Source organism: Corynebacterium sp. AOP12-C2-36 (assembly GCF_052379185.1).
Taxonomy (GTDB): domain Bacteria; phylum Actinomycetota; class Actinomycetes; order Mycobacteriales; family Mycobacteriaceae; genus Corynebacterium.
Genome location: NZ_JBQSYJ010000002.1, coordinates 161,875 through 187,680 on the forward strand (window position 1 = coordinate 161,875; position 25,806 = coordinate 187,680).

A 25,806-nucleotide genomic window follows, 5' to 3' on the forward strand; every position below is an offset into this window, starting at 1 on the left:
TTCCTCCTTCGTGATGGGTGTCGGTATCGACGTGGTGGACATCCCGTCGTTCGCCGAGCAGCTCGACCTGCCGGGGTCGCGGTTCGCCGCGTCCTTCACCGGTGCCGAGCGGCGCGCCTGTGCCCGTCTCGCCGAGACGAGCGGGAACGAGGCGCAGCACCTGGCGGCCCGGTGGGCGGCGAAGGAGGCGTTCTACAAGGCGTGGACCGCCGCCGAGGCCGGCGACGAGATCCCAGGTGCCAAGATGGACTGGTCACGGATCGAGGTCGTCAAGGACCGGTGGGGTCGGCCGTTCATCCGGCTGCACGACCCGTTGGACTCCGTGGTCACCGGTGCGCTGAACCGCCACTTCGGTGGTGGGGACCCGGAGAACGGGCACGCCGTCTGGCACCTGAGCCTGTCGCACGACGGCCCGGTGGCCCAGGCCTTCGTGGTCGGGGAGTGGCGGCGCATGTAGCGGCCCGGGTTCCCCCGGAGTGAGCGAGCAACCCCGCAGGTCGGTGTGACCGACCTGCGGGATTGCTGCGTTCAGGCACTCCCACCATGTTGTGATCGGACGCTACGCGGCGTGCCATCGTGGTCCCACGGTTGTCGCATGCGTGCCGGGCACGCTGGGGTGATGATGAGGACCAGTGGAAGTGACCGCCGTCGGCTACCGGGACTGCGCGGCAGATTCCGGTCGGGAGGACGCCGCCGCCTGCTCGGCGACACCGTCGGCCACCGCAGGGAGATCGGGTGTGAGGCGAGCGAGCCCTCCAGTCCGAAGAGCCGTCGGTCCCGGTGATGGTGCCGTGTCGGTGTGCCGGATCTATCCAGCCTCTCGGTCGAGCTCATGTTCGGCTGCACGCCGGATCCACGAGGACACCGAGCGGTCGTCCTTCTCGGCGGCATCCCGGATCCGGTCCAGGAGCGGCTGCGGAAAGCGGACCGGGACCGGAGCCCCGTACTTGGACTTTCTCCTTACCGGCGGACCTTGGGGTTCCTGGTTCTCGGGTCGGGAGTAGAACTCGTGCTCTTGCGCCTTGTTCATGCTGTTAGTCACCGGTCCTGCTCGTAGGGGGTCAGTCCTCCGGAAGCCTGAAAAGAAGCGGAGCGTAATGGCGAACCGTATGGTCTATCCAATCAATCCTATATCTCCTGTATTACAGATGGCTACTGCCGATGAAATCCGTGCCGGAAGGAGTGGACAACCGGGTGGTGTGGATAGCGGGGGAGGAGACGTCTCAGCCCAGTGCGCCGCGGATGCGTTCCATCGCGGAGGTCAGCGAGGCCTCGGTGACCCGAGCGGCGGCACAGGCATGCCCTGCGGCGACCGCGTCGATGAGTTGACGCTGGTGGGTGAGGATCTCGTCGGGTGTCCTGGACTCCAGTTCCTCGCGCACACCGACGATCTTGTAGTGCCGGCACTGTGCCCACAGGCTGCGGATCGACTCACACAGCACCTTGTTGGCGGAGGCCTCGTAGACGGCGGACAGCAGTTCTTCGTCGGCGGTGAGGTGACCGAGGACGTCCCCGCGGCCCAGCGCGTCGAGCATCCGGTCGTACAGGGGCTCCAGTCCGCCCGCGGTCACGGCAGCCTTCCCGGCATCATCCCCCTCCTCGGCATCCCCACCCAGCGCAGCGACTCCCAGCTCCGTGGCGCGGACCTCGAGCACACGCCGCACGTCGTAGATGTCCAGGAGCTCGGCGGGGGAGAAGGAGCGCACCACGGCACCGCGCCGGGGACGCGTCTCGACCAGGCCGTCCTCCTCCAGGCGGGTGATGGCCTCCCGCACCGGCATCACGCTGATGCCCAGCTCCGCGGCGAGGTCCCTGATCTGCAGGCGGCGTCCGCCCTGGTACGTGCCGTCGACGATCGCGGCATGCAGCGCCGCGTAGGCCTGGTCGCCCACACGGGTCGCCGCGGGAAGAGGGCTGAGGGACATGCCGACCACTCTACCGACGGGACCTACGCCTTCAGGCGCTCCGCGCGCAGCTGCGCGACCTCGCCGTCGAGCTGCGTGGCGAAGGCGCCGGTCAGCGACGGCAGCTCGGCCAGGGTGGTGTCCATCGCCGAGGCCAGCAGCAGGTCCGCCAGCTGCGGGTTACGCGCCAGCACCGGCCCGTGCATGTACGTCGCCACGATCGATCCCTGCACCGCGCCCTCGAAGTAGACCTCCTTGCCGGCACGCTCGGGGGTGAGCCCGGCGGTCAGCGCACCGTGGGGGTCGGTGTTGCCCACGCCCTCGGTCACGTACCCCAGCGGCGTGGCGTCGGCGCCGAGCAGGGTCGCGCCCTGGTGGTTGGCGAAACCGGTCAACGGCTCGGTCAGCACACCGGCCGCACCCAGCGAACCCGCGGTCAGGCCGAAGCCCTTCAGGTTCGGGTCCGAGCGCAGCTCACCGATGGTGCGGTTCTGCAGCGAGGACGTCGTCGCGTCGATCAGCCCCAGGCCGTCGACCATGCGGTCGGACGCCCGGAAGGACGTCCCGAAGACCTGCAGGCCGGCACAGATGGCCAGGACGGGACGTCCCGCCTGCACCGCACGCGCCATCGCGCCGTCGGCGGCGAGGTGCTCGGCGGCGAGGATCTGGGCGACGTCCTCGCCACCACCGACGGTGTACACGTCGAGGGTCTCCGGCACGCCGTCGTGCAGGGTGATCGGGTGGATCTCGGCGGTGATGCCGCGCATCCGCGCACGTTGGCGCAGGACGAGGGCGTTGCCGTCGTCGCCGTAGGTGCCGAGCACGTCCGGCAGCACCAGGCCGATGTTCAGGGCCGCTTCTCTACTCACTGGGAGATCTCCTTCTGCAGGTCCTTACGCAGGTCACGGAAGGCCGTGTAGTTCGCCAGCACCTCCACGCGCCCGGGCGGGCAGGCGCGCACCGCGGCGACGGTGTCCGCCACGGTGTCGTGCTCCACCCCGGCATAGCCGAGGCGTACGGCCAGGTCCGAGGACCGCTCACCGGCGGCGACGACCTTGAGGTCGTCGAGGTTCTCGAACTTCACGTCCCACAGCCAGGACAGGTCCTGACCGTCGGCGACCTGCCCGTTCACGGCGATGACCAGGCCGTCGGCGGCGCGGTCGACCATCGACAGGGCCTCCTGCCAGCCGGCCGGGTTCTTGGCGAGCAGCAGGTGCACCTCGCGGCCGTCGAGGTTCACCGTGGAGTAGCGTCCGGCGACGTCGTCGACACGCTCGGCGGCGGCCAGGGCGGACGTCTCGTCCACGCCGAGGGCCACCGCCGCGGCGATCGCCTGCGTGGCGTTGCCCCGGTTGGCGTTGCCCGGCAGCTTCAACGACAGCGGCAGCAGCTCGCCCGAGGGCGTGGTCAGCCCCTCGGGCGTGACCGTCCAGGTGGGTGTGGGACGGCGGAACTCGCGGCCGTCGGCCAGCGGCTTCACCGCGTACCAGTCCGGGGAGCCGTCCTGCTCCTCGGTGCGCACCACCGCACCACCGGTGCGCGGGCAGGACGTGGAGTCGCCGGTGAACCCGACGCCGGCGGACACCCACACCACGTTGGGGCAGTCCCACGCCACGGACGTGACCTGCACGTCGTCGCAGTTGGCGACGACGGTCATCTCTGGCCGCGCCTCCACGCACTCGCGCAGCACCCGCTCGATCTTGTTGATCTCGCCGACGCGGTCGAGCTGGTCGCGTGAGAGGTTCAGCAGCACCAGGACGTCGCAGTCGAGCTTCTTGGCGATGGCCGGCACGTGCAGCTCGTCGACCTCCAGGACGATGCGCTCGCGGTCCCGGCCGGCCAGCAGTGCGGAGATCACCCCGGCGTCCATGTTGTCGCCGCCGTCGTTGGTGGCCACCGTGCCGAGGGCGCGGACCGCCTCGGCGAGCATGCGGGTCGTGGTGGACTTGCCGTTGGTGCCGGTGACGATGGTGCAGGGGCGTCCCGCGCCGAGCTGCTCCATGAGCTTCGGGTCGATGAAGTTGGCGACCAGGCCGCCGATCATGCCGCCGGAACCGCGGCCGGTCTTCTTCGACGCCCAGGTCGCGGCGTCCGCTGCGCGGACGGCCAGTGAGGTCAACATTCCCATTGCTTCATTCACCCTTGGTTCTGCTTCTGCTTCTGGTTCTGCTTCTGGCCCTGCTGCTTCTGGCTGCCGGAGCCGCGCCGTCGGCGCCGCCGGGACGACGACCGGCCGGAACCGTTGCCGCCGCCGTTGTTCTTACCGCCGCCGGACGTGGCGTCCTTGGCGGGGTCCTTCGACGTATTGCCGGAGTTGCCGCCGCCGGAGTTGCCGCCGTTACCGCCACCGTTGCCACCCCTGCCGCCGTTCTTGCCGCGGGTCTGGTTGCGGTTTCGTCCCTGGTTACGGCTCTTGCCGCGTTGCGGGGCGGGGATGCGCGGGGTCGCCGGTCGGGCGTCCGGCACGGCGATGTCGGTGGAGCCCGGCTCCACGTCCTCCAAGGCGGCGAGGAACTCCTCGTCGGTGAACAGGGGGATGTTCTTGCGCTCCCCGTGCATCGCCTTGCCGCGCAGCTCGTGGCTGCGGTTGCACACCACCAGGCTCGACGTCCTGTTCAGCTTCTCGCTGTACACCAGCCCGGCCTTCGTGGCGGTGCTGATCAGCAGGTCCGGGTCGTCGCCCACGTCCGGGCTGACCACGAACTCCATGCCCTGGCGCAGGGTGTGCCCGTCGGGCGTGCCCGGGTTGCCGAAGGGACGCGGCGAGGTGGTGGCGTCCACCCGCACGGTGCTGCGTTGCAGACCGAACCGGTCCGCCGTCAGGTCGGACGGATCGGCGACCGACAACCCGCCGGGCGTGTTGTCGGCGGCACCGTCGGCGACCTCGCGCTGCGCGAGGTGGAGAGGGTGCAGGATGCGGGTGTCGGCGAGCAGCAGCTCGTCGGCGAGCACGTCGGCGCGCTGCAGGCTGGACGCCGGGCCGAGGGACGCCAGGGCGTCCTGCGGCAGGTCCAGCCCGTGGGCGTGCGTGTAGTAGGACGCGATGCTGCGCAGGCGCGGATCCTCCACCGGTACCCCGGCACGTCGGGCCGAGGCCAGGGTGTCGATGATGCGCGTGGGCGTGGGCACCGAGATCTTCTTCGGCCGACGCTGCCCGCGCCGCCGCCCGCGCGGGTTGTTGCGCTGGGTGCCGCGGTTCGCCGCACGCTGGGCGCGCCGGTACTCGAACTGGATGAACCCCCACGTCAGCGTGGTGTTGTGGCAGATCAGGGTGCGTCCCTCGATCAGGTCGAACAGCAGCGGGGCGACGGTGGCGAAACCGGGCGCCTGGCCCAGGTCGGCCTCCGTGTAGCCGTGCAGGTGCCACGGGCCCGGGTCCTCGCCGGGGTTGATCTGCTGGACGAAGCCGGTGAGCTGCGCCGCGCGGTCTGTGTTTTCGGTGCCGTCGGTACCGTCGGTCTGCGCCGAGGCGGGACGGTTGCCGCTGAACACGGCACGCTCCCCGTCGGCGGTGTGCAACGTCGCGGCGAACGCCACCATCCGTGAGGTGCTGGGGTGGATGCCCGACGTCGCCACCGTGATCTCCACGAACGGCGCCTCCTGCGCACTCGGCAACGAGCCGTGGAAGGTCTTCGGGAGGTTACGGGCGGGACGCGGCGCGGCCTGCGCCGCGCCGTCCTGCACCGGAGCGTCCTGCGTGCCCGGTGCGTCCTGCACGGAGGGTGCGGACGCGGCAGGCACGGCAGGCTCGGCAGGCACGGCGGCCGGGGCGTCCTGTATCTTCTGTTCGGCCTTCTTGTCTGCCTGCTCGACGGTCCGTGCCGACGGGGGAGCGGAACGGCGGTGGACCTGGCGGCGGCGACGCCGGGAACGGCCCTGTCCGCTGCGCGGGGCACCGTCTGCGCCGTGGGTGGCGTCGGGGCCGGAACCGGGGGAAGTCATGGGGGACATCATACGTTCCGTCGAGCCGCCGGTGCTAAGGACACCGGTGACTCGCCGCGCCGGAGCTCCACGTCTGCGTCACTCGTCGGTGGTGAACCACACGGTGATCCAGCTGTCCGGGTCGTCGCCCCCGAGCTCGCCGGCGACCCGACGACGGATGCCGTGCCACTGCGTCAGGGGGCGCGGGGGTGTGTCGGGGGGGGGGGGGGAGACGTGGAAGACGATCTCCAGCTGGCGCGAGCGGCCGACCTGCGCGGCATGCACGTCCGCGGACAGGAAACCCTCCTCGGCGACGACCCGGTCGGCGACGGCGCGGGCCTCGGCGTGCAGTTCCGGCGGGGTGACCAGCGCGATCTCGGACAGTGCGCGCAGCAGGGTGCGCACCGGCACCGGGATCAGCACGGACGCCACGACGATCAGCACCACCGGGTCCACGTACGGCAGCAGGTGCTCGTGGGAGGTCCCGTCGATGACCATGCCGACCAGGAACGCGATCAACAGCGCACCCGTCACCCCGGCGCCCATGAGCCACCCCTTGACGTCCATGGCCACCAACGCGGAGCCGATCCTCCGGGTCGCCCGGTGCTCCAGGGCCGCGGTGGTGCCGGCGAGCAGCAGGACGACCACGGTGTAGACCACGGCCGGGCCGAACTCGACCTCGCGTCCGCCGTCCAGCAGCGCGGTGACGGCCTGCAGCAGCGCATAGCCGGCGACCGCCATCATCACCAGGGCGTTGAGGCACAGCACCAACGGTTCGAAGTGCCAGAACCCCATGCTGAACCGCCGCGGCAGCCCCTCGGACCTGGATTTGGCGAGCAGCCCGGCCAGGATGATGGAGATCACCGACATCAGGGCGTCGACGAGGGAGAAGACGCCGTCGAACAGGATGGCCGCAGACCCGGACACCAGGCCGAAGCCGATGCCGAGCGCGGAGAGCAGGAGGACGGCGACCAGCGACACGCGCAGGGCCTGTTGTTCGGTACGCACCGTGAAAAAGACTCCTCGGAGGTCACGCAGGGACAGGGCGTTCACTGTCGCACGGGCGTGCCGCACCGGCCAACCACCGGGTTAGGAAGCGGATTCCGGTGCCCCTGCGGGGTGGTGCCAACTGGGTCGTCCCCCAGGCCACGAAACCCACTGTTTCGTTACCTGGGGGACGACTCAGATGACACAGCTGACCCAGCTGGGACTAGACCCCGCCGAGCACACCCTGGGCGACCGGCTCCTTGGAGTGCGCGCGGTTCACCCCGGAGGTGATGGCCTTCAGCGAGGCGTAGGTGATCGAACCGGCGATGCCGACACCCCAGACCTGCTGGCCGTCGATCTGCGCCAGGACGTAGGCCGCGGCCTCCGCGTCGTCGCCGGCGGTGCGGGCGTGCTGGGAGTACTCCTGGACCTCCACGTCCACGCCCAGGGCCTCCAGGGCGTTGCAGTACGCCGCGATCGGCCCGTTGCCACGGCCCTGGATGGTGCGGGTGTCGCCCTTCCACTCGATCTCGGCGGTGACCTTGGTCTCCGACCCCTCGGTCTGCGGGCCGTCCACCGTCACGGAGATCTGCTCCAGCGGGGAGGTGCGCTCCAGGTACTCGCCGGTGAAGATGTCCCACATGGCCTTGGAGTTCACCTCGCCGCCCTCGGCCTCGGTCACGGCCTGGACCACGCCGGAGAACTCGACCTGCATCGGACGCGGCATGTCGATGCCGTGGTCGGTCTTCATGATGTAGGCCACGCCGCCCTTGCCGGACTGCGAGTTCACCCGGATCACGGCCTCGTAGCTGCGGCCGATGTCCTTCGGGTCGATCGGCAGGTAGGGGACCTCCCACTGCACGCGGCGGAAGTCCTCCTCGGAGATCTCGTTGGCGTGGTGGCCCGGGGAGACGGAGTCCGCCAGGGCGTCGATGCCCTTGTTGATGGCGTCCTGGTGCGAACCGGAGAAGGCGGTGAACACCAGGTCGCCGCCGTAGGGCTGACGCTCCGGGACGACCAGCTGGTTGCAGTACTCCACCGTGCGGCGGATCTCGTCGATGTCGGAGAAGTCGATCTGCGGGTCCACGCCCTGGGTGAACATGTTCAGCCCCAGGGTCACCAGGTCCACGTTGCCGGTGCGCTCACCGTTGCCGAACAGGCAGCCCTCGATGCGGTCGGCGCCGGCCATGTAGCCCAGCTCGGCGGTGGCGACACCGGTGCCGCGGTCGTTGTGCGGGTGCAGCGACAGGATCACCGAGTCGCGGCGGGCGATGTGGCGGCTCATCCACTCGATGCCGTCGGCGTAGACGTTCGGGGTGATCATCTCCACCGTGGACGGCAGGTTGATGATGATCGGGTTCTCCGGGGTCGGCTCCATGATCTCGATGACCGCGTCGCAGACCTCCTTGGCGTACTCGACCTCGGTGCCGGTGTAGGACTCCGGGGAGTACTGCCAGCGCCAGGTGGTGTCCGGGTAGTCCTTGGCGACGTCCTTGATCAGCTCGGCGGCGTCGGTCGCCAGCTTCTTGATCGCGTCCCGGTCCTTCCGGAAGACCACGCGGCGCTGCAGGATCGAGGTGGAGTTGTAGAAGTGCACGATCACGTTCTTCGCGCCCTCGCACGCCTCGAAGGTGCGGCGGATCAGGTGCTCACGCGCCTGCACCAGCACCTGGATGGTGACGTCCTCCGGGATCATGTCGTTCTCGATGATCTCGCGGACGAAGTCGAAGTCGACCTGGGAGGCGGACGGGAAGCCGACCTCGATCTCCTTGTAGCCCATGCGTACCAGCAGGTCGAACATGCGGCGCTTGCGCTCCGGGCTCATCGGGTCGATCAGGGCCTGGTTGCCGTCGCGCAGGTCCACCGCGCACCACTGGGGTGCGGTGTCGATGACCTTGTCCGGCCAGGTGCGGTCGGGCAGCTGGAAGCGCTCGACCTCGGTGAAGTGCGGCTGGTAGCGGTGCGCCGGCATCTGGGAGGGGCGCTGCTTGTTCCAGGCCTTCTGGCCCTCGGGGATCTCGCCGGCAGGGGTGGAGATGCGGGCGGGGGCGGAGATGAAGGAATCAGAGGGGGTCATGGTGGTGCTCCTTGGATCGGTGGAAGGAAATAATGGTCATCACCGACCGGCACGACTCAACTCCGCGACGGGGAGCCGGTCGGTTTTTCAGAACCTGACCCCGCCGCGGCAGAGAAGGAGGAGCTGCGCGCGCGAGTTAATCATGGCGACCACTGTAACACGGTGACTCGGACGTGGGGAAAGTGGGAGTGTGACCGGGCTAACGTCGACCGGGTTCGCCGTGGTGGTGGGGCGCTAGGATGGACGACCGTGGAACGAAGAGCAACGGCTGGCGTGACGGCGGTGACCGCAGTGGTCTCGGGCGTGGTGACGGTGCTGACCGCCGTCGTGCAGATGGTCGTGATGACCGTCCGGGGCAACCGCAACGGCCTCAGCCTGCGCGAGGTCCTCACGCAGTGGGACGCGCACTGGATGATGATGATCTCGGAGCACGGCTACTCCGGGTTCGTCATGTCGTCCGAACCGTCCGGCCCGGTGCAGTGGGAGTCGGTGGCGTTCTTCCCCGGGTACCCGGTGCTGGTGCGCCTCGTCGCCGCCCCGATGGCGGTGCTGGACGTGGCGGACGCGACGTTCCTCGCCGCGATGCTCACCTCCGCCGTCGCGACGTTGTTCCTGGCCTGGGGTGTCAGCCTGCTGGCCACCGAGCTGTGGTGTCCTCCGGACCGCCGGACGTTGGTCGTGCTGACGGCCGTGGTGACGGTGCTCGCCGTCGGTGCGCCGATGGGTGTCGTCTACTGGATGCCCTACTCCGAGAGCCTGTTCACCGCCCTGACGGTGTGGGCGCTGTACTTCCTGCTGCGCCGCCGCCACCTCGCCGCCGGTGTGCTGACCCTGTTCGCCGGGCTGACCCGGCTCACCGCCGCGGCACTGGTGCTCACACTGTGCGTCGCCGCCGTGGTCGAGGTGTGGCGCTGGTGGCGGGCGCGCCAGGCAGGACGAACACGGCAGGACGCTGCGGCTCCTGCCTTCCCGGCGTCTGCCGTCACCGCGCCGGTGCTCGGCGCCATGGGGATCGGCGCCTACCTGACGTGGGCGAACCGGACGGTCGCCGAGATCGGCGGGTACTTCGCCGCGCAGGAGCGTGGCTGGCACTCCGGGGTCGACCTGGGGGCGGCCACGCTGCGGTGGCTGGCGGACAACCTGCCCGGCCAGATGACCGGCTACACGATCTCCAGCTGGTCGATGATCCTGGTGGCGTTGCTGTGCGTGGCGTCGCTGTGGATGCTGTGGGCGGGTTGGCTCCCCTGGCAGCTGTGGCTGCCGGCGGTGGTCCTGGCGGGCATCGTGCTGGGGTCGGACGGCATCATGCACTCACGTCCGCGGCTGCTGCTGATCCCGGTGCTCCTGCTGTGCCTGCCGCTGGTCGTCCGGGCGGTGCGTGGCTGGCGGACTGCCGGGGCGGCGGGTCCGGTCCATGTCGTGGCCGGCGCGGCGATCGGGGTCGCGGCGGTCCTGTGGTGCACCCTGGGATTCTGGGTGTCCGCCGAGATGCTCATCGGCTTCGAGTACGCGATCTGAGGATCACTCCCCGCGCTCTTCCTCGGCCTTCTCCTCTGCCACCTCTTCGGCCTCCTCGCGTCGTCGCAGGCGGATACGGCGCAGTTTCATGGCCCTCGCCATCGTCATCGGCTGGCGCAGTCTCTTCTGCGCCGCCCACGACAGGTCCTGCATCCCAGGTAGCACCCAACCCCGCCAGTAGGCGGCGATCATCAGCCCCGCGCCGATGAAGGGGGACACGATCAGTCCAACCAGGAACACCGGGAAGTCACCGGCGACCCCGGAGTCGTCCAACGACTTGATCCCGACCATCACCGCCGCGGTGAGCAGTGCCGGGGTCGCGTACAACGTCGCCCCGCCGAAGATCGCGGGCACCGACCCGGTCATCATGTCCCGGATCATGCCGCCGCCGACCACCGTCAAGACCCCGAGGAACAGCGCCGACGACCACGGCAGGTCGTTGGCCAGCGCCTTCGTCGAGCCGGTCGCGGCCCACACGCCCAGGACCACGGCGTCGCCGTGGACGCGGAAGATCTCCCACCCGCGGGAGTTCATGTGGATCATCGTGGAGATCACCGCCCCGACCAGGGCGAGCCCGAAGTAGCGCATGTCCTGCATGGCGGCCGGCGGCCCGTTGTCGATGAGCACGTCGCGGATCATGCCGCCGCCCAACGCGGTGATGATCGACAGGAAGAGGATGCCGATGAAGTCGAGGTTGCGGGCGCGGGCGATGATCGCCCCGATCATCCCGTAGAGAACCACCCCGATCAGGTCGAGTGTCTCGTAGACCGCCCTGATCGACGGGTCGACAAAGTCCATGGCGCCGAGGATATCCTTTTCCACTCACTCCACGCCGCGGCGCGAGAGCACCACCGTGGACACGATCATCACCACCAGGGCACCGGCCATGATCAGCCACTGGGCGCCCTCCACCTGGAACCGCTCACCGAGCACCAGGTAGCCCAGCACGAACGCCACGATCGGCTCGGTGATCGTCATGGCGGGCAGCGAGTTCTTCAACGCGCCGGCGTTGAAGCTGGCCTGCTGCACCAGTGTGCCGATGATCGCCGCGGCGATGACCCCGTAGAGCTCCCAGGTGGTCAGCAGGGCGGCCACGCCCTCCTGGTTGAAGATGTTGACCACCGACTTCGACAGCACCGCCAGGTAACCCATGATCGCGCCGGTGACGGCGCCGAGGATCAGGGCCCGGGTGCGCAGCTGCTGCCGGGAGGCCAGCCACATCAGGGCCAGCAAGACGATCGCGCCCACCCCGAGCGTGGCCATCCACGTGCCCAGCGTCGGGAAGTCGTTGCCGGGCAGGGGACGTCCCCACACCACGACCACGCCCACGGCGACGGTGAGCAGCGTCGCCCACGCCATCTCCATGCGCGACACCCGGCGTCCGTCGAAACGGGCGGCCAGCGGCAGGGTGAACATCAACGAGAGCACCAGTACCGGCTGGACGACCAGCAGCGTGCCGAACCCCAGCGCCACGATCTGCAGCCCGTAGGCCGCCAGCGCGCAGAAGACGCCCGCCCACCAGCGTGGACGGGCGACGGCCGCGAGGACCGGGGTGCCGTGGGCGTTGTCGCGGTCGCCCGACGTCTGTTCGGCGACCTGGTGGCGCAGGATCGTTCCCCAGGCCACGGTGAGGGCAGAAAGAAGGGCGAAGACGACAGCGAGCAGGTTGCTGTGCATCATCAGAAACTCAGACTAGTCGTCCGCCGCCGAGGATGTATCAGAGGGCTTTATTACCCGATTACCCCACGATCACGTCACGATCACTTCGCGAAGTACTCCTCGATCTGGTCGAGCATCACCATCGCGCTGTAGTAGTCGATGCGGAAGGTCTCGGCACTGAACTCGAAGATGCGGTTGTTCTCCACGGCGTAGGTGTTGCGCGCGGTGGGCTTCTCGGCCATCTGCTCGCTGACGGGGTTGTCGGCGTCGGCGTTCGTGGCGAAGATCGTCCGGCCGGTCAGGCCCTTGTCCAGGTTCTCGTCGGTGACCTGCACCACGTCCGTGCGTCCGGCGTAGTCGCCGTCGGTACGTGCCACACCCTCGCCGGGGACGTCCAGGTCCCAGCCGAGCTCCTCGATGATGCGGCCCTGCGCGGACTCACCGGTCATGAAGTTCACGCCGCCGTCGGTCGCCGGCAGGATGAACTGCACGGGCTGCTCGGGCTCCTCGATGTTCTCGGTCACCTCGGTGGCGCGGTCCTTGAACTCCTGGATGGCGTCGGCGGCCTCCTCCTCGTGGCCGGTGACCTCACCGAGCTGCGTGGTGACCTCGGTCCAGTCCTTGTCGGAGTAGTCCAGGACCACGGTGGGGGCGACCTCCGACAGGCGCTCGGCGAGGTCCGGGGCGGCGTCCGCGCCGAAGGCGGAGACGATGATCAGGTCGGGGTCCTGGGCGGCGATCTTCTCGAAGTCCGGCTCCAGCTGGCCGATCTCCTCGACACCACGCTCGTCGGCGACGTCGGCCCACTGCTTGAAGAAGCCCTTGTCGTCGGAGGTCGGGCCCGGGCTCGCTGCACCGGAGGCGATGACCGGGGCGTCCATGGACAGCAGGCTGCCGGTCAGGGTCACCGACGTCGACACGATGCGCTCGGGCTGGGCGGGGATCTCCACCTCCTCGGTCTCACCGGTGGGGGTGCCGTCGTCGACGCCGATCGAGTCGACGGTGCGCGGCCACTCGCCGTCGCTCTGGGCCGCGGCGGAGGTGTCGGTGCTGTCGGAACCGTCGGACGAGCTGCTGTCGTCGCTGTCGTCGGAGCAGGCGGCCATGGCGAACACGAGGCCGGAGACGACGACGGCGCCGGCGATCCGGCGGCGCATGGTGGGCAGATGAGACATGTGATTCTCTCCTCGAGAATACGAAAGGGTGGTTACGCTCAGTAATCGTATCGGCACCGCCCGTCCACCGGTAGGGGGTATGTCAGGTGATGCTAACCTCGTGGCGAAGCGGTTCGACCGCCACCCCCGCACCCAACGTGAGGAGCACTTCGCCGTGCCACGAATCAGCCGCGACACCGACATCTACCCGATCACGATGCGCGAGCTGGAGGTGCTCGGGGTCGAGGACGTCTCCCCGAACATGCGCCGCATCGTCTTCGGTGGTGAGGGGCTGCGCGCCCATGAGCGCGACGGTGAGACCGTGCCGGCCATCGTCTCCGACGGTTTCGACGACGACATGCGGATGATCTTCCCCCACCCGGAGACCGCCGAGCGTCCCTATCCGGTGTCGCTGGGCGACGGCCGCCTGGACTGGACCGCCGAGGTCAACGAGCTCTTCCGTACCTACACGGTGCGCCGCTGGTCGCCGGACGCCGGGGAGCACGGCGAACTCGTCGTGGACTTCGCCCGTCACGGCGCGGGCCTGGCGGAGGGGTGGTCGTCCACCGCGGGCGTCGGCGACAAGGTGTACGCCGCCGGCCCGAAGAACTGCGCCTCGCTGCCGGTCCACACCGACTGGCTGCTGCTCGTCGGCGACGAGACCGCCCTGCCGGCGATCGGCCGCTGCCTGGAGGAGGTGCCCGCCGGGCACCGCGTGCTCGCCATCGTGGAGGTCCCGGACCGGGCCGACATCCAGGAGGACCTGGGTCAGGTGGCCTGCGCGGACACCCTGGACCTGCGCTGGGTCGTGCGCGCCGAGGGCGGGGACTTCACCGCGGAGGTCGACGCCCTGGCGTCCGGCGACACCGCACTGCCGGAGGGCACGCCCTTCGTGTGGGCCGGTGGTGAGGCCGGACGGCTGAAGAAGGTCCGTTCCTTCATCAAGACCGCCGGGGTGCCGCGCGAGCACGTGCAGGTCACCGGCTACTGGCGCAAGGTCGACGCCCCGCAGCCGGCCGCCCAGGAAGAGGGCAACGGCGAGGCGGGGGAGGACGCGACCGGTGCCGCCGCCGCAGCCGAGGCACCGTCGTCGAGCATCTCCGTGCTCATGCAGCTCCACGAGCTCACCGAGATCGCGCCGGGCCTGGCACTGCAGGCGGCTGCACGGCTGGGCCTGTTCGAGGCCGTCGACGTGGCTGCCGAGGCGGCGGGCGGACCGGCGGCGCCCCTCGCCGAGGTCGCCGGCGCGACCGGGGTGGACCCGGACCGGCTCCTGCGTTTCCTGCGCTACCTGCAGTCGCTCGACCTGCTCACCATCGTCGGTGACGCTGAAGACGCTGCGACCCCTACCGTGCAGCTGACGACCCTGGGCAACGAGCTCGCCGACCCGGAGGGTGTCGTCGCCCGTCTGACCGGGCCGGGGGCGGTCCAGTCGCTGGCCTGGCTGCACCTCGACGAGACGCTGCGCACCGGCACGCCGGCAGCCGTCGGCTCGCGCGGGGCCGACTGGGCGTCCGTCCGGGCCGAGAATCCCGCCCTGGGCGAGACCCTCGCCGACGGCGAGGCCACCCGCGCCCAGTGGGTCGCCCCGGCGCTGGCGAAGAAGCTGGACGCACTGCCCGGCGGTGCGCCGACGCACGTCGCCGTGGCCGGAGCGTCCGAGGGCGTGGCCGCCGCGGTGTACGCCGACGAGCTCGTCCGCGCCCGTGGCGACCTTAACGTCACGGTGCTCGACCTGCAGGAGTCACAGGACGCCTCGCACGAGCGGGTGCTGCGCGAGGTCGCCGCCTCGCGCCGGGACCGCGTCGAGGTGCGGGACTGGGCGGAAGGCACCGGGGACGCTGGAAGTGCGCCGGACGCGCCGGGCGTCCTGATCCTGTTGGACCCCTTCGCACTGCGCACCGCGCAGGACGTCCCGACGTTGCTCGCCGAGGCGGCCTCGATCGTCGGGCCGTCCGGCAGTGTCGTGGTCGTCACCCGGCTGCTCGCCGAGAGCGGGGAGGAGGACCACGACTACGAGGAGGACCTGACCCGCATGCTCGTTGACGGGCACCGTCTGCCCACGGCCCGTGACCTGGCGTCCGCGGTGGCGGAGGCGGGTCTCACCGGGGTGGCGGACATGCCGGTCGGGTGGGGTAGCCACGCCGTGGTCGTCGCCGGAAAGTGACCTGCGACACCGGCTTCCGGGAGCAGTGAAGGCTCAGGTACGCTGGGGAGGTCTGAGCAATTATAACGAGTTATCCCGTCAACACGGGAAGGTGGAGCTGGGAACCGTGGCCTTGATCGTGCAGAAGTACGGCGGATCGTCGTTGGAGAGCGCCGAACGTATCCGGCGCGTGGCGCAGCGCATCGTGGAGACCAAGAAGCAGGGCCACGACGTGGTCGTGGTCTGCTCCGCGATGGGTGACACCACCGACGACCTGCTCGACCTGGCGAACCAGGTCAACCCGGTGCCGCCGGGCCGTGAGATGGACATGCTGCTCACCGCCGGTGAGCGCATCTCCAACTCCCTGGTGGCCATGGCCATCGACTCCTTCGGCGCCGAGGCGCAGTCCTTCACCGGCTCCCAGGCCGGGGTGATCACCACGGAGCGTCACGGCAACGCCCGCATCGTGGACGTGACCCCGGGCCGGGTGCGCGAGGCGCTGGACGAGGGAAAGATCTGCCTCGTCGCCGGCTTCCAGGGCGTCAACCGGGAGACCCGGGACATCACCACCCTGGGCCGTGGTGGCTCGGACACCACCGCCGTGGCGCTGGCCGCCGCACTGAAGGCCGACGTGTGCGAGATCTACTCCGACGTCGACGGCGTGTACACCGCCGACCCGCGCATCGTTCCCAACGCCAAGCGGCTGGACACCATCTCCTTCGACGAGATGCTGGAGATGGCCGCCGTCGGCGCCAAGATCCTGATGCTGCGGTGCGTGGAGTACGCCCGCGCCTTCAACGTCCCGATCCGTGTCCGTTCATCATTCAGCAACGAAACCGGCACCCTGGTGTCCGGCTCTTTGGAGGATATCCCCGTGGAAGAAGCAGTCCTTACCGGTGTCGCCCACGACCGTTCCGAGGCGAAGGTCACCGTGCTCGGCATCCCCGACAAGCCGGGCGAGGCCGCCCGCGTGTTCCGCACCCTGGCGGACGCGGAGATCAACATCGACATGGTGCTGCAGAACGTGTCCTCGTTGGCGGACAACCTGACCGACATCACCTTCACCTGCCCGCGGGAGGACGCACCGCGCGCCGTGGAGCTGCTCAAGGGCCTGCAGGGCACCGAGGAGCACCAGAAGTTCGGGCAGCTGCTGTTCGACGACCAGGTCGGCAAGGTGTCGCTGGTGGGTGCGGGCATGAAGTCGCACCCCGGCGTGACCGCGGACTTCTGTGAGGCGCTGCGCGACGCGGGCATCAACATCGAGCTGATCTCCACCTCGGAGATCCGTATCTCCGTGCTGATCCGCGACACCGACCTCGACGCGGCCGTGGCCGCCCTGCACGAGCGTTTCAAGCTCGGTGGCGAGGAGACCGCCACCGTCTACGCCGGCACCGGCCGGTAGAAGGGACACCGAGAAAACCATGACCACTCTCGCGATTGTGGGCGCCACCGGCCAGGTCGGCCGCGTGATGCGTGACATCCTGGAGAACCGTCCGGCCGTGCTGGAGAAGCTGGACTCGGTGCGTTTCTTCGCCTCGGCCCGCTCGGCGGGCACCGAGATCGAGTTCAACGGCGGACGTGTCGTCGTCGAGGACGTCGAGGCGACCTCGACGGAGGACCTGCGTGGCATCGACGTGGCCCTGTTCTCCGCCGGTGGTGCGACGTCCAAGGTGCAGGCCCCGCGTTTCGTGGAGGCCGGCGCCACCGTGGTGGACAACTCCTCGGCGTGGCGTAAGGACCCGGAGGTCCCGCTGATCGTCTCGGAGGTCAACCCGGACGACGCGAAGGACGTGCCGAAGGGCATCATCGCCAACCCGAACTGCACCACCATGGCGGCGATGCCGGTGCTGGGTGCCCTGCACGGTGAGGCCGGTCTGAAGCGCCTGCACGTGTCGAGCTACCAGGCGGTGTCCGGTTCGGGTCTGGCCGGGGTGAAGGCCCTGGCCGACCAGGTGCGGGCCAACCTGGAGGTGCTGGAGAACCTGGCGACCGACGGGTCGGCGCTGCAGGTCGAGGACTTCGGCCCGTACGTGGCCCCGATCGCCTTCAACGCGCTGCCGATGGCCGGCAGCATCGTGGACGACGGCTCCGGGGAGACCGACGAGGAGCAGAAGCTGCGCAATGAGTCGCGCAAGATCCTGCACATCCCGGAGCTTCCCGTGGCAGGCACCTGCGTGCGTGTTCCGGTGTTCACCGGGCACACGATGACGGTGCACGCGGAGTTCGCTTCCGCGATCACCCCGGAGCGTGCCGAGGAGGTCTTGGCGGCGGCGCCCGGTGTGGAGCTGACGGACGTGCCCACGCCGCTGGCTGCAGCGGGTGTGGACCCGTCCCTGGTGGGTCGTATCCGCCAGGATCAGTCGGTGGAAGACGGCCGTGGCCTGGTCCTCGTGGTCTCCGGCGACAACCTGCGCAAGGGCGCGGCGTTGAACACGATCCAGATCGCGGAGCTGCTGCTCTAGCGGTTCTCGTCCCGCACGTCGGGGCCGGTGAGCCTGTGCCGGTGCATTCCTCCTCTCGAGGAGGGTGCACCGGCGCAGGCTTTTGTGTCCTCGCAGGTCAGTGACACCCTGGAAGGCGCTGATGTGACGCATGCTACCGTGTTTCCCGTCCAACTTATGTGATCACAGATTTCACGAGTGCCGGGCCGCCAAAACCTGGGGAACACCACCCCAGCACACTGCACCACAGCGACTACCTGTCCGCAGCTGGCGTCCCGGCGCCGGATAGGGAGAGCACTAGTGAAGAAAGCACTCGTCATCGCGCTGGCGTACTTCGGGGTGACCGTGGGCGCAGGCTTCGCCTCCGGGCAGGAGATGCTGCAGTACTACGCGTCCTACGGATTCTGGGGCATCGCCGGGGCGGCGGTCGTGGTGGTCCTCATGCCGATCACCGCCATGGTCATCCTGCAGTACGGCAGTTACTTCCGCGCGCGGTCCCACGAGAAGGTCTTCACCGGGGTCACCTCGAAGCCGGTGGCGGTGTTCCTGGACTACTCGCTGTCGATCGCCCAGTTCTGCATCGGCTTCGTGATGATGGCCGGTGCCGGCTCCAACCTCAACCAGCAGTTCGGGCTGCCGTTGTGGGTCGGATCGGCACTGATGGCCGCCCTCGTGCTCACCACCGGCATGCTCGACGTCGACCGGGTCACCCAGGTCATCGCCATGATCACCCCGGTGATGATCCTGCTGCTCATCGCCGCGGGCATCTACGCCGTGGCGTCCCCGCCGGAGTCACTGCAGGCCGTCAGCGACTACGCCGTGGCCAACGTCGACTCCCCGGTCTCCGGCTGGCTGCTCGCCACCCTCAACTACGTGGGCCTGGCGATGTTCAGCGGCATCTCCATGGCCATCCTCATCGGCGGCAGCAACTGGAACACTCGCACCGCCGGGTGGGGCGGGTTCATCGGCGGCTCGCTGTTCGCCGGCATCCTGTTGCTGATCACCGTCGCCCTGCTGTTCCGCATCACCGACGTCGCCGACAAGGCCCTGCCCACCCTCGAGCTGATCAACCAGATGAGCCCCGGCATCGGCATCGTGGCGTCCGTGGCGACCTACCTGATGATCTTCAGCACCACCCTCGGCGTGCTCTACTCGTTGGGCAAACGCCTCACCGTGAACCGCGCCACCGGCTACCGCCCGGTGTTCGTGGTGCTCACGCTCGCCGCCTTCGCCCTGAGCTTCTTCGACTTCGCCCTGCTGGTGAACAAGGTCTTCCCGATCCTCGGCTGGCTCGGCATCGCCCTCGTCGCCGTGCTGCTGGGCACGTGGGTGGTCAACGGCCGGAAGCGCATCGGACGCGAGGTCCTGCGCCGCGACCGCATCCGCACACTGATCCTGCGGCTCGTGGACCCGAAGGGGAAGTTCACCCGCAAGGACTGGGCCACGCTGGAGAAGTCCTTCAAGGAGTCCAGTGTGAGTGCCGGCCAGCTCCGCGACGACGTCACCGAGGACGTCGTCCAGGAACTCGACGGCGACGACGACATCGACTTCTCCGCCGAGGACTTCGACGCCGAGGAGTTCTGGGAGGAGACCCGCGACGAGCTGCGTTAGCCCGCTAGTCCGCTAGTTCACCTGGTCCGGGACCAGGTCCAGGATCATCTCGGTGAACTCCGGGGTCGGGCCCGGCGTGGCGGCGCGGACCATCGTGATCCCCAGTTCGGCGGCGGTCTCGGCGGCCTCGTTGTCGAGGTCCCACATCACCTCCATGTGGTCGGAGATGAAGCCGATCGGCACGAGCACGATCGGTCGCCGGTCGCCGGCACCGACGGTCTCCTCGAGGTGGTCGCAGATGTCGGGGTGCAGCCACGGGATGTGCGGCGGGCCCGAGCGCGACTGCCACACCAGCTCCACGTCCGTGCCGTCCTCCCCGTCGGAGGCGAAGCTCGTCAGCTCGCGGACCTCGCGGGCGGCGGTGAGCACCTGCCCGGAGTAGCGGTGCGTGGAGTCCGAGGAGGACGTCTCGTCCGCCGAGACCGGCACGGAGTGCGCGGTGAACAGCAGGCGGGCGTCCTCCCGCACGTCGGCGGGAAGCTCCTGCCGGGCGGCGTCCACCAGGCGCGCGAAGGACGACAGGAACAGCGGGTGGTCGTGGAAGGGGCGGATCTTCGTCATCGTCGGCGGGGTCAGGCCCGCGTCCCGGCAGGACTGCAGCGCCCGCTCGATGTCCTCGCGGTACTGGATGTCGCCGGAGTAGCCGCCCCAGGCCGACGTCGCGAAGACCACGACCTCGGTGATGCCGTCGGCCACCATCTGCCTGGTGGTGTCCTCCACGTAGGGCTCCCAGTTACGGTTGCCGAAGTAGACGGGGAGATCCAGGCCACGTGCGTCGATCTCGGTGCGCAGGTGGTCGATGATCTCCAGGTTCTGGTCGTTGATGGGGCTCTTGCCGCCGAAACGGTAGTAGTGCTCACCGACCTCGGCGAGACGCTCGCGGGGGATACCCCTGCCGCGGGTCACGTTCTCGAGGAACGGGACCACGTCCTCCTCTTTCTCGGGTCCTCCGAAGGAGAGGACGAGCAGTGCCCTGCGGGCGGTGGTGTCAGACATGCCAGACTCAGCCATGCCCGCGATTCTACTCGCCGGGTAGCCCCAACTCGTGGATCAGGGCACTGCGCAGGGTGGTGTGGCGGAAGACGTGCCCGAGGTCCTCGAGCACCCGGGGCGAGACGTTCTGGTCGGCGAGGGCGAGCTCCTCGGCCCCCTGCACGCCCAGCAGCATCGCCGGGGCGGCCGCCGGCACCGGCAGGGACAGCGGAATGCGCACGCGTTGCAGGCCGGACAGGGTCGCGGTGAACTCCGCGTTCGTGACCATCTGCGGCCCCACGCCGTTGACCGCTCCGGTCAGGGTGTCGTCCACCACGGCGCGCACGTAGACGTCCACCAGGTCGTCCACCGAGATCCACGGGAAGTGCTGCCGGCCCGAGCCGAGCACGCCACCACCGACCCGGCAGGACGCCGCCAGCGCGGTGAGCAGTGGCGAACCGCCCGCCAGCACCAAGCCCGTGCGCACCGCGACGACGCGACGTCCGGCGTCGGCCGCCGGGGAGGCGGCGTCCTCCCAGTCGGAGACGACCTCGGCGAGGCAGCCCTCGCCGGCACCGGCACGCTCGTTGACGCGTCCGGCGCGGCTGTGGCCGTAGAACCCCACGGCGGACGCACCGATGAAGGTGCCTACCCCGTCGGTGGCGGCGGCGAGCTCGGCGAGTCGACGGGTGGGGCCGATCCGCGAATCGCGCACGGCCGCCTTGTGCTTCTCGGTGAACCGTCCGGCGATGGGAGCCCCGGCGAGGTGGACGACGGTGTCCACCCCGTCGAGCAGGCCGCTGGCGGGGGAGTCCGGGTCCCAGATCCGGGCGTGCGGTTCATGCGGCATCCGCGAGCGCGACAGTGGGATGACCGTATGCCCGAGATTGCGCAGCAGTGCGACCAGGCGGGTGCCGACCAACCCGGTCGCCCCGGTGACCGCCACGGTGTGGTGGCCGGTCACCTCCGCCGAACCCACGCGGGCGCGGTGTGCCAGGTCGTCGGCGAGCTGGCGGTGGCGGTAGGTGAACACCCGGTCCAGCAGCGCGGCCGGGGCGTTGGCCTGCACGGAGTCGGTGAGCACGGTGCCCGCCGACCCGATGGCCCCGTCCTCGCGCAGGGTGTGGTTGTGGCGCCAGCCGGTGAGCTGGCGCAACGGGGTGCTCGCGCACTCGTCGGTGAAGGCGTGGCCGTCCCTGAATTCGCCCGGCACGTGACGGGCCTCCCAGATCCGCAGGCCCGGCACGCGGCCGGGCAGGGAGAGCAGGGTGGTCCCGTCGCACAGGGAGTCCGCCTCGGCGGCGACACGGATGCGGGAGAAGCCCGGGGTCAGACGCGTCACCGCGCCCGGGCGGGTGTGCCAGTCCCAGACGTCCTGACGTGGGAACCGGAGATGCTGGTGGTGGAGGTGGGTCACGAACCCCAGTGTAGGACCGGTCCGGGATCTGTGTCGGCGGCGTTGCCGGTGTTGCCGGTGTCGCCGGCGTCGCGGCCGGACGCGGCGAGCAGGTCCGCCCGCGCCCGCGCCACGCGCGACCGGATCGTCCCCACACGCACGCTGCAGATGTCCGCGGCCTCGGCGTAGGTGTGCCCCAGGATCTGGGTGAGGATCAACGCCTCACGACGGTCCGGGGCGAGGTTGTCCAGCATCGCCCGGGCATCCACCAGCTCCGCCCACGTCTGCCCGCCGGTGGTGTCCGGGGAGGTGGTCAGCTCGGTGGCGTCCTCCCACTGCTCGGCGGAGCGGCGGGGACGGGCCATGTCGTGGCGCACGCTGTCGACCCAGGTGTGCCGGGCCAGCGCCAGCAGCCACGTGCGGGCCGACGAGCGGGCGGCGAACCGAGGCAGGCCGCTGAGCGCGCGCAGGTAGGTCTCCTGGGTGAGGTCGTCGGCGCGGTCGGCGTCCGCCAGGTGGGCCAGCAGACGCCAGACGTCGGCGTGGGTGGCCTCGATGAAGTCGTTGAGGGCCCGCCGGTCGCCACCGGCGGCACGCAGGGCGAGGTCGGTGACCGCGCGGTCCGACTCGGACACGGCGGAAGTGTCGCGGGCCGACTGGGCTGAACTTCTTCGCACGGTAGAGAATTCTAGCAGGACCGGCCGGTGACCGGCCACACCACGAGTCATAAATATACCCATTAAATCCGTCAGGATTGATAGTGCGAGGCATCGAGGTGGAGTGTATAACGGGAACCAGGCGGCAGGACGCCCCCGACAGGGCCTGCGAACCATCCCCGTGACCGACTATCACGGACAGGACCCTCCGGGAGCTCGACCGTCGACCACGACTGACACGTGCGCGACGCGTGCACGACACGGCAGCACCCAGGAGGGAACACTCATGAGCACGGACAAGCACACGAGCTCGAAGGACATCGCAGACCGCGGCGTCTGCCCGTACTCCGGGCACTCGACCAACGCCAACGGCTCCCCGGTCACCACCGAGGAGCACTCCGTGACCGTCGGTGAGCAGGGCCCCATCGCCCTGACCGACGTCCACCTCGTCGAGAAGCACGCCCACTTCAACCGCGAGCGCATCCCGGAGCGCAACGTGCACGCCAAGGGCTCCGGTGCCTTCGGCGAACTGACCGTCACCGAGGACGTGTCGCGCTACACCAAGGCCGACCTCTTCCAGAAGGGCCGGGTCACCCCGATGCTCGCCCGCTTCTCCACCGTCGCCGGCGAGCAGGGCTTCCCCGACACGGTGCGTGACGTGCGCGGATACTCGCTGAAGTTCTACACCCGCGACGGCAACTACGACATCGTGGGCAACAACACCCCGGTGTTCTTCCTGCGCGACGGCATGAAGTTCCCCGACTTCATCCGCTCCCAGAAGCGCCTGACCAACGGGCTGCGCAGCGCGGACATGCAGTGGGACTTCTGGACCCGCAGCCCCGAGTCCGCCCACCAGGTCACCTACCTCATGGGCGACCGCGGGATCCCGAAGGACTTCCGCCACATGGACGGCTTCAGCTCGCACACCTACCAGTGGATCAACGCGGCCGGCGAGCGCTTCTGGGTGAAGTACCACTTCAAGACCCGGCAGGGCTGGGAGTTCTTCACCGACGACGAGGCCAGCAAGGTCGTCGGCTCCGGCGACTTCGACCACTCCCGCGCCGACCTCTACGACGCCATCGAGCGTGGCGAGTACCCCACCTGGGACGTCAAGGTGCAGATCATGCCGCTCGACGAGGCCGAGGGCTACCGCTACAACCCCTTCGACCTGACCAAGACCTGGTCGCAGAAGGACTACCCGCTGATCGACGTGGGGCACTACACCCTGAACGCCAACCCGCAGAACTTCTTCGCGCAGATCGAGCAGGCCGCGTTCGCACCGTCCAACATCGTCCCCGGGATCGGGTTCTCCCCGGACAAGATGCTGATGGCGCGCGCCTTCGCCTACGCCGACACCCAGCGCTACCGCCTGGGCGCGAACTACCCGCAGCTGCCGGTGAACCGTCCGGTCGTCGAGGAGCGCAACTTCTACACCATGAAGGACGGCGCGGCGGCCTACGAGTTCCCCGCCGACGGCACGCCGGTGTACTCGCCGAACCGCTTCGAGCGCGGTGAGGGCACCGACGACGTCTCCGACGGATCCGGCGTGGTGGAGAAGGGCGTGGCGCCGGGGGAGTCGTCCTACGGTTTCGGTCGCGGCCAGGAGTCCGCCACCGGCCCGGCCGACGACCTCGGCCTCTTCGACGACAACTACGGCGGCGACCTCACCCGTGGCGCCTACGTGCGCCACCCGGAGGACGACGACTTCGGCCAGGCCGGCAACCTCGTGCGCGAGGTGCTGGACGACGCCGCCCGTGAGCGTCTCGCCGGCAACATCGCCGGGGCGATGCAGGGCGTCTCCGAGCAGGTCGAGGGCCAGTGCTGGACCTACTGGGGCCGGGTCGACGAGAACCTGCGCGACCGTGTGAAGGAGATCTACACGGAGCTCAAGAACAGCTGAACATGCTGAGGGTGGGCTGAACTGGAGCGGGCAAGCTTCTGCCATTAGTGTGGTTTCTGCATACATATACCCTGTGCATGACTGCAGGCGCCACACCAAGAGGAGTTCACCCATGCCCGCCACCACACCATCCAGTACCCCTACCGGTCCGCGCAGGACGTCCCGACGTGGTCGGCTGACGTCCCGCGTCCTGGCGGCTGGCACCGCCCTGCTCGCCTCACTGGGCCTGGGCGCCACGCTCGCCCCGGCCGCCCACGCGGCGCCGGGCACCGGAAACATCGTCGCCTTCGGCGACTCCTTCGCCGCAAACCCCGACCAGGTGCGCAACACGCTGCACGGCGTTCCGGGGCCCATCGGCGACTGGGCGGACGACTACCCGCAGACCGCGGGCTGCCTGCAGTCCCCGCAGAACTTCCCCCGGCAGCTCAGCCAGGTCACGGGACGGACGGTCGACGACTACTCCTGCTCGGGGATCAGCTCCGGGTCGATGATCACCCGCATCAACCAGGCGATCAACGCCGGTGTGCTGAACAACGACTCCACCGTGGTCCTCGCCGTCGGCATGAACGACTTCGGGCCGTTCGGCTACGCCGAGAACGGCACGGGGCTGATTGATCCGGTCAACGTGGCCGCTAGCTACCGCTCGAACATGGCTTCCGCTGCGGCGCGGATCCGCTCGGTGGCCCCGGGGGCCTCGATCGTGGTGCCCGGCACCCTGCCCACCGTGGACCGCGACACCATGATGTACTGCCCGCTGAACGTGGTCCCCAACATGCCGGCCGGGCTGCCCATCCCGCTGCTGCGTGACGTGGAGAACTGGAACCGTGAGAACCAGAAGACCGCCGCGGCCGACATCGGGGCCCCCTACGTCGAGGTCATCGACGGTGCCCGTGGCCACGACAGCTGTGCCGCCGACACCGAGCGCTACGTCGCCGGCATCATCGACACCACGACCCCCGGGTACATGATGATGTTCCACCCCTCGACCGCGGGTTCCCGGTACCTCGCGGAGACCGTCGCCCCCCACGTGTGACGGTCAGCTCGTCTCCTTGGCCCTCTCGCCACCGGACAGGGGGACGGTGTGGTCCCACAGTGTGGCGTGCAAGGCACGGCCCATCACGTAGGATCCCACGGCCTGGACGACGAGTAGTGCGAGGACGGCGACGATCCCCCTGACCAGGTAGCCGACCACGAAGCCCTCGGTCGCCCAGGAGTGGACGAAGTCAGCTGCCACGAGGAGCGGCAACCCCATGCCGAGCGCGGGACCGATCATGTTGACCTGGCTCAGCGCGTCCGGGGCGAGGTACATCGCCACGGCCGAGACCAGGACGTAGAGCGAGCCGATGACGGCCAGGACGCTGACGATGATCGCCGGGATCCAGCCGATCTCGCTCGTCTCCTGGACCACCCCGGCCTCGGCGGCGAGCAGGTCGACGGTGGACTGTGTCTGTGTGAGCATCATCT

The 25,806-nt window shown here is 69.4% G+C and carries 22 protein-coding genes; 8 read left to right on the forward strand and 14 right to left on the reverse strand.

The genetic code is table 11. The annotated features are described in order from the left end of the window. The first annotated feature begins 13 nt into the window (after positions 1-13). On the forward strand, positions 14-457 hold the full coding sequence (acpS, locus tag ACT3UN_RS02145; RefSeq protein ID WP_444656245.1) for a holo-ACP synthase AcpS: 444 nt from the start codon (positions 14-16) through the stop codon (positions 455-457). Between the two features lie 351 nt (positions 458-808). On the opposite strand, the gene ACT3UN_RS02150 is transcribed toward acpS, so the two are convergent. The 7 genes from ACT3UN_RS02150 to leuA all read right to left on the reverse strand — a co-directional run bounded on the left by ACT3UN_RS02150 (position 809) and on the right by leuA (position 8,889). After that, positions 809-1,030, reverse strand: a complete 222-nt coding sequence (locus ACT3UN_RS02150) for a YlcI/YnfO family protein (RefSeq protein ID WP_444656247.1) — start codon at positions 1,028-1,030, stop codon at positions 809-811. Between the two features lie 193 nt (positions 1,031-1,223). Beyond that, the gene (locus ACT3UN_RS02155) at positions 1,224-1,925 is read right to left on the reverse strand and encodes a GntR family transcriptional regulator (protein ID WP_444656082.1); all 702 of its coding nucleotides are present in this window, start codon (positions 1,923-1,925) and stop codon (positions 1,224-1,226) included. A 23-nt stretch (positions 1,926-1,948) separates the two neighbouring features. Continuing rightward, positions 1,949-2,773 (reverse strand): type 1 glutamine amidotransferase, encoded by an 825-nt coding sequence (locus ACT3UN_RS02160; RefSeq protein ID WP_444656084.1) that lies wholly within the window; start codon positions 2,771-2,773, stop codon positions 1,949-1,951. Further along, positions 2,770-4,032, reverse strand: coding sequence for a MurT ligase domain-containing protein (locus ACT3UN_RS02165; protein ID WP_444656086.1), 1,263 nt, complete (start codon positions 4,030-4,032; stop codon positions 2,770-2,772). Before ACT3UN_RS02165 ends, ACT3UN_RS02160 begins: the two co-directional genes overlap by 4 nt. Before the next feature lie 8 nt (positions 4,033-4,040). Next, complete coding sequence (locus ACT3UN_RS02170) at positions 4,041-5,846, reverse strand: DNA polymerase III subunit epsilon (RefSeq protein WP_444656088.1); 1,806 nt, start codon at positions 5,844-5,846, stop codon at positions 4,041-4,043. 78 nt (positions 5,847-5,924) lie between these two features. After that, positions 5,925-6,833: a cation diffusion facilitator family transporter gene (locus ACT3UN_RS02175; protein WP_444656090.1), complete on the reverse strand. Its 909-nt coding sequence runs from the start codon at positions 6,831-6,833 to the stop codon at positions 5,925-5,927. Between the two features lie 202 nt (positions 6,834-7,035). Next, positions 7,036-8,889, reverse strand: a complete 1,854-nt coding sequence (gene leuA, locus ACT3UN_RS02180; RefSeq protein ID WP_441582499.1) for a 2-isopropylmalate synthase — start codon at positions 8,887-8,889, stop codon at positions 7,036-7,038. A gap of 249 nt (positions 8,890-9,138) precedes the next feature. Between leuA and ACT3UN_RS02185 the strand changes: the two genes are divergently transcribed. Continuing rightward, positions 9,139-10,407, forward strand: a complete 1,269-nt coding sequence (locus tag ACT3UN_RS02185) for a hypothetical protein (RefSeq protein WP_444656092.1) — start codon at positions 9,139-9,141, stop codon at positions 10,405-10,407. Between the two features lie 3 nt (positions 10,408-10,410). Here the strand turns inward: ACT3UN_RS02185 and ACT3UN_RS02190 are convergent, their stop codons facing one another. From ACT3UN_RS02190 to fepB, 3 genes are all read right to left on the reverse strand, one after another. Then, positions 10,411-11,205: a trimeric intracellular cation channel family protein gene (locus ACT3UN_RS02190; protein WP_444656094.1), complete on the reverse strand. Its 795-nt coding sequence runs from the start codon at positions 11,203-11,205 to the stop codon at positions 10,411-10,413. A 24-nt stretch (positions 11,206-11,229) separates the two neighbouring features. Next, positions 11,230-12,084: a DMT family transporter gene (locus tag ACT3UN_RS02195; protein ID WP_444656249.1), complete on the reverse strand. Its 855-nt coding sequence runs from the start codon at positions 12,082-12,084 to the stop codon at positions 11,230-11,232. Between the two features lie 83 nt (positions 12,085-12,167). After that, positions 12,168-13,241, reverse strand: coding sequence for a Fe2+-enterobactin ABC transporter substrate-binding protein (gene fepB / locus ACT3UN_RS02200; protein ID WP_444656096.1), 1,074 nt, complete (start codon positions 13,239-13,241; stop codon positions 12,168-12,170). A 79-nt stretch (positions 13,242-13,320) separates the two neighbouring features. Here fepB and ACT3UN_RS02205 point away from each other — a divergent pair, with 79 nt between their 5' ends. The 4 genes from ACT3UN_RS02205 (at position 13,321) to ACT3UN_RS02220 (ending at position 19,418) form a co-directional block, all read left to right on the forward strand. Then, entirely contained in the window at positions 13,321-15,387 is a 2,067-nt protein-coding gene (locus tag ACT3UN_RS02205; protein ID WP_444656098.1) for an SIP domain-containing protein, read from the forward strand. Between the two features lie 106 nt (positions 15,388-15,493). Beyond that, entirely contained in the window at positions 15,494-16,768 is a 1,275-nt protein-coding gene (locus ACT3UN_RS02210; protein WP_444656100.1) for an aspartate kinase, read from the forward strand. A gap of 19 nt (positions 16,769-16,787) precedes the next feature. Then, positions 16,788-17,828 carry an aspartate-semialdehyde dehydrogenase gene (locus ACT3UN_RS02215; protein ID WP_444656102.1) on the forward strand — a complete coding sequence of 347 codons (1,041 nt, stop codon included), beginning with the start codon at positions 16,788-16,790 and terminating at the stop codon, positions 17,826-17,828. Positions 17,829-18,107: 279 nt separating this feature from the next. Beyond that, entirely contained in the window at positions 18,108-19,418 is a 1,311-nt protein-coding gene (locus ACT3UN_RS02220) for a YkvI family membrane protein (RefSeq protein ID WP_444656104.1), read from the forward strand. Positions 19,419-19,430: 12 nt separating this feature from the next. Here the strand turns inward: ACT3UN_RS02220 and ACT3UN_RS02225 are convergent, their stop codons facing one another. The 3 genes from ACT3UN_RS02225 to ACT3UN_RS02235 are packed head-to-tail and all read right to left on the reverse strand — an operon-like array spanning position 19,431 to position 22,463. Next, the gene (locus ACT3UN_RS02225) at positions 19,431-20,429 is read right to left on the reverse strand and encodes a ferrochelatase (protein ID WP_444656106.1); all 999 of its coding nucleotides are present in this window, start codon (positions 20,427-20,429) and stop codon (positions 19,431-19,433) included. Between the two features lie 10 nt (positions 20,430-20,439). Next, on the reverse strand, positions 20,440-21,807 hold the full coding sequence (locus ACT3UN_RS02230; protein WP_444656108.1) for a TIGR01777 family oxidoreductase: 1,368 nt from the start codon (positions 21,805-21,807) through the stop codon (positions 20,440-20,442). Further along, positions 21,804-22,463 (reverse strand): RNA polymerase sigma factor, encoded by a 660-nt coding sequence (locus ACT3UN_RS02235; protein ID WP_444656110.1) that lies wholly within the window; start codon positions 22,461-22,463, stop codon positions 21,804-21,806. Before ACT3UN_RS02235 ends, ACT3UN_RS02230 begins: the two co-directional genes overlap by 4 nt. Positions 22,464-22,728: 265 nt before the next feature. On the opposite strand from ACT3UN_RS02235, the gene ACT3UN_RS02240 reads away from it, so the two are divergent. Together ACT3UN_RS02240 and ACT3UN_RS02245 are read left to right on the forward strand one after the other, a co-directional pair. After that, positions 22,729-24,342: a catalase gene (locus tag ACT3UN_RS02240; RefSeq protein WP_441579270.1), complete on the forward strand. Its 1,614-nt coding sequence runs from the start codon at positions 22,729-22,731 to the stop codon at positions 24,340-24,342. A gap of 112 nt (positions 24,343-24,454) precedes the next feature. Then, positions 24,455-25,375 carry a GDSL-type esterase/lipase family protein gene (locus tag ACT3UN_RS02245; protein WP_444656112.1) on the forward strand — a complete coding sequence of 307 codons (921 nt, stop codon included), beginning with the start codon at positions 24,455-24,457 and terminating at the stop codon, positions 25,373-25,375. A 3-nt stretch (positions 25,376-25,378) separates the two neighbouring features. Here the strand turns inward: ACT3UN_RS02245 and ACT3UN_RS02250 are convergent, their stop codons facing one another. Continuing rightward, positions 25,379-25,804 (reverse strand): Na+/H+ antiporter subunit G, encoded by a 426-nt coding sequence (locus tag ACT3UN_RS02250; RefSeq protein WP_444656114.1) that lies wholly within the window; start codon positions 25,802-25,804, stop codon positions 25,379-25,381. Positions 25,805-25,806 lie beyond the last annotated feature (2 nt).

Bases quoted from the DNA above. Each gene is read 5' to 3' on its own strand.
- acpS (WP_444656245.1), top strand. From the start codon at position 14: ATGGGTGTCGGTATCGACGTGGTGGACATCCCGTCGTTCGCCGAGCAG.
- ACT3UN_RS02150 (WP_444656247.1), bottom strand. From the start codon at position 1,030: ATGAACAAGGCGCAAGAGCACGAGTTCTACTCCCGACCCGAGAACCAG.
- ACT3UN_RS02155 (WP_444656082.1), bottom strand. From the start codon at position 1,925: ATGTCCCTCAGCCCTCTTCCCGCGGCGACCCGTGTGGGCGACCAGGCC.
- ACT3UN_RS02165 (WP_444656086.1), bottom strand. From the start codon at position 4,032: ATGGGAATGTTGACCTCACTGGCCGTCCGCGCAGCGGACGCCGCGACC.
- ACT3UN_RS02170 (WP_444656088.1), bottom strand. From the start codon at position 5,846: ATGACTTCCCCCGGTTCCGGCCCCGACGCCACCCACGGCGCAGACGGT.
- leuA (WP_441582499.1), bottom strand. From the start codon at position 8,889: ATGACCCCCTCTGATTCCTTCATCTCCGCCCCCGCCCGCATCTCCACC.
- ACT3UN_RS02190 (WP_444656094.1), bottom strand. From the start codon at position 11,205: ATGGACTTTGTCGACCCGTCGATCAGGGCGGTCTACGAGACACTCGAC.
- ACT3UN_RS02195 (WP_444656249.1), bottom strand. From the start codon at position 12,084: ATGCACAGCAACCTGCTCGCTGTCGTCTTCGCCCTTCTTTCTGCCCTC.
- fepB (WP_444656096.1), bottom strand. From the start codon at position 13,241: ATGTCTCATCTGCCCACCATGCGCCGCCGGATCGCCGGCGCCGTCGTC.
- ACT3UN_RS02205 (WP_444656098.1), top strand. From the start codon at position 13,321: ATGTCAGGTGATGCTAACCTCGTGGCGAAGCGGTTCGACCGCCACCCC.
- ACT3UN_RS02215 (WP_444656102.1), top strand. From the start codon at position 16,788: ATGACCACTCTCGCGATTGTGGGCGCCACCGGCCAGGTCGGCCGCGTG.
- ACT3UN_RS02225 (WP_444656106.1), bottom strand. From the start codon at position 20,429: ATGGCTGAGTCTGGCATGTCTGACACCACCGCCCGCAGGGCACTGCTC.
- ACT3UN_RS02240 (WP_441579270.1), top strand. From the start codon at position 22,729: ATGAGCACGGACAAGCACACGAGCTCGAAGGACATCGCAGACCGCGGC.
- ACT3UN_RS02245 (WP_444656112.1), top strand. From the start codon at position 24,455: ATGCCCGCCACCACACCATCCAGTACCCCTACCGGTCCGCGCAGGACG.
- ACT3UN_RS02250 (WP_444656114.1), bottom strand. From the start codon at position 25,804: ATGATGCTCACACAGACACAGTCCACCGTCGACCTGCTCGCCGCCGAG.